Here is a 296-nt window from a genome sequence, read left to right as displayed (position 1 = left end):
TGACTCCAGTGTGTTTGCTTATCCAGCTCACGCATTTGTTCAAAACCTTTTTGAATTTCGTTGTAATAAAATTCAATATTAGCCGCTGCTTTCCAATGTCGAGCGGTTCGAACTCCTGAACCCGTTTCAGCCATTTCCAACTTAACTAATTCCGCTCGTCCTTTTGATTTTTTATCTTTCTGAATCTTTGCCATGATTTTTTTGAGGATGATATCACTATATTGTGTAATGAGATTCATTATTTCTCCTCCTAAAAATTAATATCGTCGTCATTGTCATCTTCTGTATTATCGATT

General features: G+C 35.5%; 1 protein-coding gene. It reads right to left on the bottom strand.

Annotation, left to right across the window (positions count from 1 at the left end):
* Positions 1-239 (bottom strand): DUF1140 family protein (locus tag DVW83_RS14940; RefSeq protein WP_137239721.1); only part of this gene is annotated, 239 nt, incomplete at its 3' end.
* Positions 240-296 lie beyond the last annotated feature (57 nt).

The sequence above is a fragment of the Enterococcus sp. VV15 genome (genome assembly GCF_005236045.1).
Lineage (GTDB): Bacteria > Bacillota > Bacilli > Lactobacillales > Enterococcaceae > Enterococcus_B > Enterococcus_B durans.
Note: the sequence above shows the minus strand (reverse complement) of the source record. Positions and strands in the feature narration are given on the sequence as shown.